Origin of the sequence: Arthrobacter sp. NPDC090010 (genome assembly GCF_044748305.1) — a bacterium.
Lineage (GTDB): Bacteria > Actinomycetota > Actinomycetes > Actinomycetales > Micrococcaceae > Arthrobacter_E.
The window spans coordinates 305,916-314,031 of record NZ_JBIVFT010000004.1 but is presented as its reverse complement, the minus strand read 5'-3'; the positions used below and the strand labels follow the sequence as shown (position 1 = coordinate 314,031).

9 protein-coding genes are annotated in these 8,116 nt (G+C 67.2%); 7 read left to right on the top strand and 2 right to left on the bottom strand.

Features of this window, described 5'->3' with window-relative positions:
• Positions 1 to 166: 166 nt before the first annotated feature.
• Complete coding sequence (gene purU / locus ACIPXZ_RS09140; RefSeq protein ID WP_400592749.1) at positions 167 to 1,018, bottom strand: formyltetrahydrofolate deformylase; 852 nt, start codon at positions 1,016 to 1,018, stop codon at positions 167 to 169.
• 232 nt (positions 1,019 to 1,250) lie between these two features.
• Between purU and glyA the strand changes: the two genes are divergently transcribed.
• Complete coding sequence (gene glyA / locus ACIPXZ_RS09135; RefSeq protein WP_400592711.1) at positions 1,251 to 2,540, top strand: serine hydroxymethyltransferase; 1,290 nt, start codon at positions 1,251 to 1,253, stop codon at positions 2,538 to 2,540.
• A complete protein-coding gene (locus ACIPXZ_RS09130; protein ID WP_400592709.1) occupies positions 2,537 to 3,454 on the top strand; it encodes a bifunctional methylenetetrahydrofolate dehydrogenase/methenyltetrahydrofolate cyclohydrolase in 918 nt (305 codons plus the stop codon). Before glyA ends, ACIPXZ_RS09130 begins: the two co-directional genes overlap by 4 nt.
• A 76-nt stretch (positions 3,455 to 3,530) precedes the next feature.
• Here ACIPXZ_RS09130 and ACIPXZ_RS09125 read toward each other — a convergent pair whose 3' ends face one another.
• The gene (locus ACIPXZ_RS09125) at positions 3,531 to 4,532 is read right to left on the bottom strand and encodes an ArsR/SmtB family transcription factor (RefSeq protein ID WP_400592706.1); all 1,002 of its coding nucleotides are present in this window, start codon (positions 4,530 to 4,532) and stop codon (positions 3,531 to 3,533) included.
• 71 nt (positions 4,533 to 4,603) lie between these two features.
• On the opposite strand from ACIPXZ_RS09125, the gene ACIPXZ_RS09120 reads away from it, so the two are divergent.
• From ACIPXZ_RS09120 to ACIPXZ_RS09100, 5 genes are all read left to right on the top strand, one after another.
• Positions 4,604 to 4,957, top strand: a complete 354-nt coding sequence (locus ACIPXZ_RS09120; RefSeq protein WP_400592703.1) for a cupin domain-containing protein — start codon at positions 4,604 to 4,606, stop codon at positions 4,955 to 4,957.
• 22 nt (positions 4,958 to 4,979) lie between these two features.
• Positions 4,980 to 5,273, top strand: a complete 294-nt coding sequence (locus ACIPXZ_RS09115; protein ID WP_400592700.1) for a DUF4287 domain-containing protein — start codon at positions 4,980 to 4,982, stop codon at positions 5,271 to 5,273.
• A gap of 102 nt (positions 5,274 to 5,375) precedes the next feature.
• On the top strand, positions 5,376 to 6,611 hold the full coding sequence (locus ACIPXZ_RS09110) for a sensor histidine kinase (RefSeq protein ID WP_400592698.1): 1,236 nt from the start codon (positions 5,376 to 5,378) through the stop codon (positions 6,609 to 6,611).
• Entirely contained in the window at positions 6,598 to 7,284 is a 687-nt protein-coding gene (locus tag ACIPXZ_RS09105) for a response regulator (protein WP_400592696.1), read from the top strand. Before ACIPXZ_RS09110 ends, ACIPXZ_RS09105 begins: the two co-directional genes overlap by 14 nt.
• Positions 7,285 to 7,552: 268 nt before the next feature.
• Positions 7,553 to 7,822: an SHOCT domain-containing protein gene (locus ACIPXZ_RS09100; RefSeq protein WP_400592693.1), complete on the top strand. Its 270-nt coding sequence runs from the start codon at positions 7,553 to 7,555 to the stop codon at positions 7,820 to 7,822.
• Positions 7,823 to 8,116 lie beyond the last annotated feature (294 nt).

The window sequence follows — 8,116 nt, the reverse complement described above, 5'->3', positions numbered from 1 at the left end:
GGCGGGCGGGTGTTGTTCTTAACCCGCGGTGTTGTTTTTCTCATTTTTTCAAAAACAACAACCCCCCCCCCCCCCCCGCGCGGGGCGGGGGGGGGGGGCCCCCCCCCCCCCCCCCCCCCCACCACACCAACAAGGGCGCAAAACCGGCGAGCAGACGCCGGGACCGCTAGTTGAAGACCACGGTGCGGTTGCCGTCCAGGAGGACCCGGTGCTCCGCGTGCCACTGGACGGCCTGGGCGAGGGTGCGGCCCTCGACGTCGCGGCCCATCTGCACGAACTCCTCCGCGGTGCGGCTGTGGCTGACGCGGATGACCTCCTGCTCGATGATCGGGCCCTCGTCCAGATCCGCCGTCACATAGTGGGCCGTGGCGCCGATCAGCTTCACGCCGCGGGCATGCGCCTGGTGATACGGCTTCGCGCCCTTGAACGACGGCAGGAAGGAGTGATGGATGTTGATGGCCCGGCCCTCCAGCTCCCGGCAGAGATCGTTCGAGAGGATCTGCATGTACCGGGCCAGGACGGTCAGCTCGATCTCCTCGTCCTCGATGATCTCCAGCAGTTTCCGCTCGCCCTCGGCCTTGGTGGCGGAGGTGACGGGGATGTGATGGAACGGGATGCCGTAGAACTCGGCAAGCGGGGCGAGATCCGTGTGATTGGAGACGATCGCCGGGATCTCGATGGGAAGCGTCCCGGAGCGATGCAGGAACAGCAGATCGTTCAGGCAATGGGCCGCCGTCGAGCACATGACCAGAGTCCGGACCTTCTGGCCCACCGGGTGGACGGCCCAGCGCATCCCGAACGCATCCGCCACCGGGGCGACCGCCGTGCGGATCGCCTCGGAGGCCGCCGACGTCGTCACCTCCACCCGCATGAAGAAGGTGCCGGTCGTGGCGCTGCCGTACTGCTGCGAGTCGACGATGTTGCATCCGACGGTCATGAGGGCGCCGGAGACGGCGTGCACGATGCCGGGACGGTCGGGGCAGGAGAGCGTCAGGGTGTATGACGTGGGGGCTTCAATCACAAGGCTAAGGATATCCGTCGTGGGGTACGCTAGTGCCGTCGCAACTGGCGTCGGATGGGTCACCATCAGGGAGCGGCACAGTCGAAGACCACGGATCGTCCGCCTGGGCCGAGGGTCACGTTTTCCAATGCATCGCTGCGTGAAACCTTGGCCTGAACGCCAGACGGATCATGCGGCGGCGCCAGGAGCCTGACCTGCAATCGCATTCCCGTATCGCCAGGAGCATTCTGTGACCTCTGTATCTGCGCAGGAATCCGTCAGCAACCTTCCGCTGGCTGAAGTCGACCCCGAAATCGCCGCCGTCCTCGAGCGTGAGCTGAACCGCCAGCGCACCTACCTCGAGATGATCGCGTCTGAGAACTTTGTCCCCGTTTCCGTGTTGCAGTCCCAGGGCTCGGTGCTGACCAACAAGTACGCGGAGGGCTACCCCGGCCGCCGCTACTACGGCGGCTGTGAAGAGGTCGACGTCGCCGAGTCGCTGGCGATCGAGCGCGCCAAGGCTCTGTTCGGCGCCGAGTTCGCGAACGTCCAGCCGCACTCCGGTGCCACGGCCAACGCCGCCGTGCTGCACGCGATCGCCCGCCCCGGTGACACCCTCCTGGGCCTGTCCCTGGACCATGGCGGTCACCTGACCCACGGGATGAAGATCAACTTCTCCGGCCGTCTCTTCAACATCGTCGCGTACGGCGTGAACCCGGAGACGTCCCTGGTGGACATGGACGAGGTCCGCCGCCTCGCACTGGAGCACAAGCCCAAGGTGATCATCGCCGGTTGGTCGGCCTACCCCCGCCAGCTGGACTTCGCGGCCTTCCGGGCCATCGCCGACGAGGTCGGCGCCTACCTCTGGGTGGACATGGCCCACTTCGCCGGCCTGGTGGCCGCGGGCGTGCACCCGAACCCGGTCCCGCACGCTCATGTGGTGTCCTCCACCGTGCACAAGACCATCGGCGGCCCCCGCTCCGGCTTCATACTGACCAACGACGCCGACCTGGCCAAGAAGATCAACTCGGCCGTGTTCCCGGGCCAGCAGGGCGGTCCGCTCATGCACGTGATCGCCGCCAAGGCCACCGCCTTCAAGATCGCCGGCACCGCAGAGTTCAAGGATCGCCAGGAACGCACCTTGCGCGGCGCCGCGATTCTCGCCGAGCGCCTCACCCAGCAAGACGTCAAGGACGCCGGCATCGCCGTTCGTTCCGGCGGCACCGATGTGCACCTGGTGCTGGTGGATCTGCGTGACGCCGCCATCGACGGCAAGCAGGCCGAGGACCTCCTCCACGAGGCTCACATCACCGTGAACCGCAACGCCGTCCCGAACGACCCGCGCCCGCCGATGGTCACGTCCGGACTGCGCATCGGCACCTCCGCCCTGGCCACCCGTGGATTCGGCGATGCCGAGTTCACCGAAGTGGCCGACGTGATCGCCCTGGCGCTCCTGCCGGGTGCGGACATCGACGCTCTGCGCGCCCGCGTGGACGTCCTGGCCTCCGGCTTCCCGCTGTACCCGGGTCTGGCTCAGTGACGGAGCAGTCCGTGGATCGCCGCTTCGCATCGGCTCGGATCCTGGACGGCCGGAAGGCTTCGGCCGCCATCAAGCAGGAACTGACCGAACGCGTCGCCGCGCTCAAGGAGCGGGGCGTCACTCCGGGCATCGCAACTGTCCTGGTGGGCGCCGACCCTGCGTCGCAGCTGTACGTGTCCATGAAGCACAAGCAGTCGCTGGAGATCGGGATGAACTCGATCCAGCGCGAGCTTCCGGCCGACGCCACCCAGTCGCAGGTCGAGGACCTCATCGACGAGCTCAATGTGGATCCTTCCTGCCACGGCTACATCGTCCAGTTGCCGCTGCCGAAGCATCTGGACACGGATGCGATCCTGGAACGCATCGACCCGGCCAAGGACGCGGACGGCCTGCACCCCACCAACCTGGGGCGCCTGGTGCTGAACGTGAACGGACCGATCGATACCCCGCTGCCCTGCACCCCGCGGGGCGTGATCGAGCTGCTGCTGCGCAACGACTACGACCTCAAGGGCAAGCACGTGGTGGTGGTCGGCCGTGGTGTCACGATCGGCCGTTCCATCGGCCTCTTGTTGACCCGGCGCGAGATCAACGCGACGGTGACCCTGACGCACACCGGGACCACCAATATGTCGGAGCTGCTCAAGCAGGCCGATGTGATCGTGGGTGCCGCCGGTGTGAAGCACATCGTCAAGGCCGAGGACGTCAAGCCTGGTGCCGCACTGCTGGACGTCGGCGTGACACGGGAGACGGATCCGGAGACCGGCAAGAGCCGTGTGCACGGCGACATCGACCCGGCCGCGGCCGAGGTCGCCGGGTGGATCTCCCCGAATCCCGGCGGTGTGGGTCCGATGACCGTGGCCCTGCTCATGACCAATGTGGTCGAGGCCGCTGAGCGGGCAGCCGCTCGCCTCTGACGGTTTCTCCCGTCTGAAAGTGACACTTACGGCTGAGGCGCCGGACCCGGTGGGTCCGGCGCCTCAGCCGTACCTGTCAGCCGCCGTCGCGGGCGGTCAGGACCAGACTGTCACCCAGCGGTGTCCGGTGATGTTCGACGGCGGCACCCCGGCGCGCGCTGGTGACCAGCCCGGCGTCGCGCAGCACGGTCAGGTGATGCACCGCCGTCGACGGCGCGAGGTGGCACAGCCGGGCCACGTCGGTGGTGTTGTGAGCCGTTTCGAGGATGCTGAGTACTGCGGCGCGGCCGGTGCCGAGGAGGCGTCGAAGTGCCTCGCCGTCGCCGACCAGGCCCGAGCGGTGCCATTCGGGGGAGAGGTCCAGCACGGGGTAGAAGAGTGTCGGTTGCACGGGAGCCTCGGTCAGGACGGAGCACCATGGGCTGGAAAGCACTGACGGCACCAGAAGCAACCCCTGCCCGTGGCAGTCGACCTCCTCCTGCCAGGCATTCATCCTCACCTGCACCGTGCCGGGTCGCCAGCTGACACGCTCATGCAGCCCTCTCACCATCGCCCCTGCACCGAGCTCAGCCATCGTTCCGGATCGTCTGGTGATGTCGGTCAGCAGGAGGCGGCGTACTTGTTTCCAGTGCGGCTCGACGAGGGCGTCCCACAGGGCGGACCACGCCTCGGCGATCCTGCCCAATGCGAGGGCAGGATGCTCAGCCATCCGCTCCACGGCCCGGTACCGCGGTCCTTCTGCAAGGAGCAGCACCTTGCGCAGCTGATGCGCGACCACGTCCGGAGGAGTGCTCCGGAGCGTCTCCAGCTCATCGTCCGGTGTCCTGTCCGGGCTGGGAGGCCCGGTGAGGAAGTCCGGGAAGTAGCCCTGAGGAGCGATCAACAGGGCCAGGACTGCGAATGCCTCCTCCGGCAAGTCACGCCGGGCGCTCCGCAGCCAGCCCCAATGCAGCGGACGGGACTGCGCCGTCTGCAATAGGCGGATGGCGGCGGCAAGCTCGTGACCGGGCGAGATGCCGAACCTCAGGGCTGCGACATCATCCAGGCCCAAGCGGAATGCCACGATGTTTCGATCCATATCGAAAGGTTAGCGGCGGTGTGCGCCCGTCCGTGACAGTGGTTCTCACACCAGAGGAGACGGAGTACGAGATGAATGCAGTGACAGTGCTTGAGCCCGGCAGCCTGGCTTTGCCGGGCAGTAGAACGGAGCGGTTCGAGGGGGAAGCGCATGGCCTCGGCCTGTCGTATTTCCTGGTGCGGACGCCGCACGGCAAGGGGGCGGCACTGCATCGCCACCCGTACACGGAGATGTGGCTTGTCCTGGAGGGAGAAGCGACCTTCCGTTTCGACGACGGCGAACGCGCCATGGAACTCGGAAGCACCGTCATCGTCCAGGCCGGAACGTGGCATGGTTTCATCAATCATGGGCAGGAACCGCTGGTGATGGCCTGTCTCCACGATTCGCCGCGCATCATTCAGGAATTCAGGGACGAGACGGCCTGAGGCCGGGGAACAGGAGGACGGAATGTCATTCCAGGCATACCTTGACGCGATCGAGGACAAGACCGGCAAGACGCCCAGAGTCCTGCTGGAGGAAGCCACCGCCAAGGGGTTCGCGGAACCAGGAACCAAGGCGGGAGTGGTCCTCGAGTGGCTGAAGGATGAGTACGGGCTGGGCCGTGGACACGGCATGGCTCTGGTACACGTTCTCAAGAACGGCCCGACCATCAGCGACAAACACGTGGGAAGCGGTGGCGCCCATGCCGACGCCTCCACCGAACTCTGGCTCGACGGCAAAGTGAGCAAGCCGCTGAGCTGAGCGACGCCTTCCGACAGCGCCCTTTCTGGCCACGTCCTGTGGCTGTCCACATACTCCAGCTGGGGGACGCGGAACGCCGGGGGTCCGTTTAGGCTCAGGAACATGGACAGAGCACGCCGGTTCCGGATCGCCAGGGTGGCCTTGCCGTGCGTCGTGGCGGCCATCCAGGTGCTGGGTGCCACGGCCGTGGCTCATTGGCGCGGACTTCAGCTGCCCCCGCAGGGCTACGCGCTACTGCTCCTCTCCGCCGTCCTCTTATTCTGGATGTTCCGCAGGCCCACGCTGGTCCTCGGGGGAGAGACGCTCCTCACCGGTGCCTACGCCCTGGCCGGGTTCCCGCCGGGCCCGGCTTTCCTGGCTTTCGTTCTGGCCCTGGTGTATGCAGGGGCCCGCGGACGCAGGTGGCAGGCCTGGACGGTCGTCGGACTGGTCACGGTGGTGGTGGTCGTCTCCGCGGCGGGATGGTTCCGCGGGTCCTTCTGGGAACACGTCTCGTTGCCTGACGGTGCTCCGCCGTTCCTGGCTGCGGGGGTGCTGCTCGGTGAGGCAGCCCGAAGACGGCGTCAGCGCATCTCCGAATTGCGCCACCAGCGCATGGCCCGCAGGCAGGCCGAGCGCGACGAATACCGTCTGACGCTCGCGCGCGATATCCACGACGTCGTCGGCCACTCCCTCTCACTGATCAATGTCCAGGCCTCGGTGGCTCTGCATCTCGGGGAGAAGGACCCAGCGCGGCTCGTGGCCGCTTTGGAGGACATCAAACAGGCCAGCAAGGATTCCCTGGCCGAGGTCCGCGAACTTCTGGACGTGCTGCGTGACCCGGGCCAGGAGGGCGGGGCCCCGCTCTCTCCATCGCGGGTGCGGCGGAGCGCGGATTCGCTGGCTGCGCTGATCGATGAAGCGCGCGACGGCGGTCTGCGGGTGACTCTGAAGCCGCCGGACGGGCGCGGCCCGGCCCCTTCTCCGCGGGAATGGGCGAGGCCTTGTGATGTGCTCGACGACGGCGGGCGGGACGCTCTCTACCGCGCCGTCCAGGAGGCTCTGAGCAATGTACGGCGGCACGCCGCCCACCCTGAAGCGGTCCTCGGGCTGGAACAACATGAGGACTCGGTCCGCCTGGAGTGCACCAATCCCATGGATGGCCGGGAGCCCCGGGAAGGCCACGGGCTCAGAGGCATGCGTGAGCGGGTGGCGGCTGCTGGAGGGAGCGTGGATGCCGTCTCGCGCGATGAGGAATTCTCGCTGGTGGTCCTGCTTCCGATCGGACCAGGCACTCATCAGGGCGCTGTTCCGGATGACGGACTGACCTGGAGTAGGAGGGATGATGAGCTTCTCTGAGCAGGTACCGCCACGCCCTGTACGAGTGGCGCTGGCGGACGACCAGGCGCTCATCCGCGCCGGATTCCGGGCGCTCATCGAGGCCGAGGACGGGCTGGAGGTCGCAGGTGAATGCGGCAGCGGCAGGCAGGCCGTGGCTTTGGCTCGCAGCGCAGCACCGGATGTGATGCTCATGGACATCCGGATGCCCGATGGAGACGGGCTGGAAGCGACCCGGGAGATCGCCCGCCACGGGGTCCGGCCCCGCATCATCATTCTGACCACCTTCGGGCTGGACGAGTACATCGTGGAGGCGATCCGGGCAGGTGCCGCCGGCTTTCTGGTCAAGGACACCGAACCGGCAGAACTCCTGCGTGCCATCCGGGCGGTACATGAGGGTGACGCGCTGCTGTCGCCGGGAGTGACCCGTCAGGTACTGGAGCTCCTCCGGAGCGGTGGTGACACCGCGGCTCCCCGTAGCCTGGCGGAACTCACCGAACGGGAGCGTGAGGTGCTGGCCCTTGTCGGTGAGGGACTCAATAATGCGGGAATCGCGGAGCAGCTGTACATCACACCGCTGACCGCCAAGACCCATGTCTCCCGGATCATGGGCAAGCTGGGATGCCGCGACCGCGCGCAATTGGTCGTGGCGGCCTACGAATCCGGGCTGGTCCGGCCTGGCTGGGCGGGCTGAACGGTTCCGCCACTACGCCTGTGAGCCTGTTCGGATCATGCCTGAGGCGTGTCCGGCCGAGTCGGGCCGCGTCTGCGAACCCGTCTCCGCGACGGTGGTTCTCTTTCGGAAGGCGGTACTCCTGCCGACTACTCCCCATGGAGTAGTGGCGGTCGCAAAGTGCTTCCCTGGGGCAGACGCGCAGGCCCTGCCGAGCGCGAAGGATGGAATCAGACCGGAGCACCGGTCCACAGCGGCCGTTTCCGACGGCTTGACGAAAGGTTTCATCATGCTCAGCACAGCAGCACTTGCCGCGCCGGCGCTCGCCGCTCACGGAATGTGGGCCGGAGGGTTCTTTCCCTGGTTCCTCATCTTCCCGTTCTTCTGGTTCGTCCTGCTCTTCGTCGGGATCTTCTTCTTCGCCCGGCGCCGTCGGCATTGGGCCCATCAGGCAGGCCGGGTGGGAGCCGAATCGGTTCTCCGGGAACGGTACGCGCGGGGCGAAATTGATGAGTCCGAGTACCGGCAGCGCCTCGAGGTGCTTCGGGCCAATTCCTGACGCGCCCCAGGCGGTCCATCAACGGCCCATCAACGGCCCGGAGCAGTCTTCGATCTGCTTCGGGCCGGCAGAACCGGGCCTCACCCGGGTCAGTCCCCGTGGTCCAAGTCGCACGTCCGACACGAGCGCCCGCCCTGACGTCGCCGAGTCCGCGGTTGGGGGGGGGGGGGGGGGGGGCCGGGGGGGGGGGGGGGGGCCCCCCCCCCCCGCCCCCCGCGGGGGGGGGGGGGGGGGGGTTTTTGTTTTGGTTTTTTATTAAAACAACCCACCCCCCCCCCAAACCCCACGAACTCG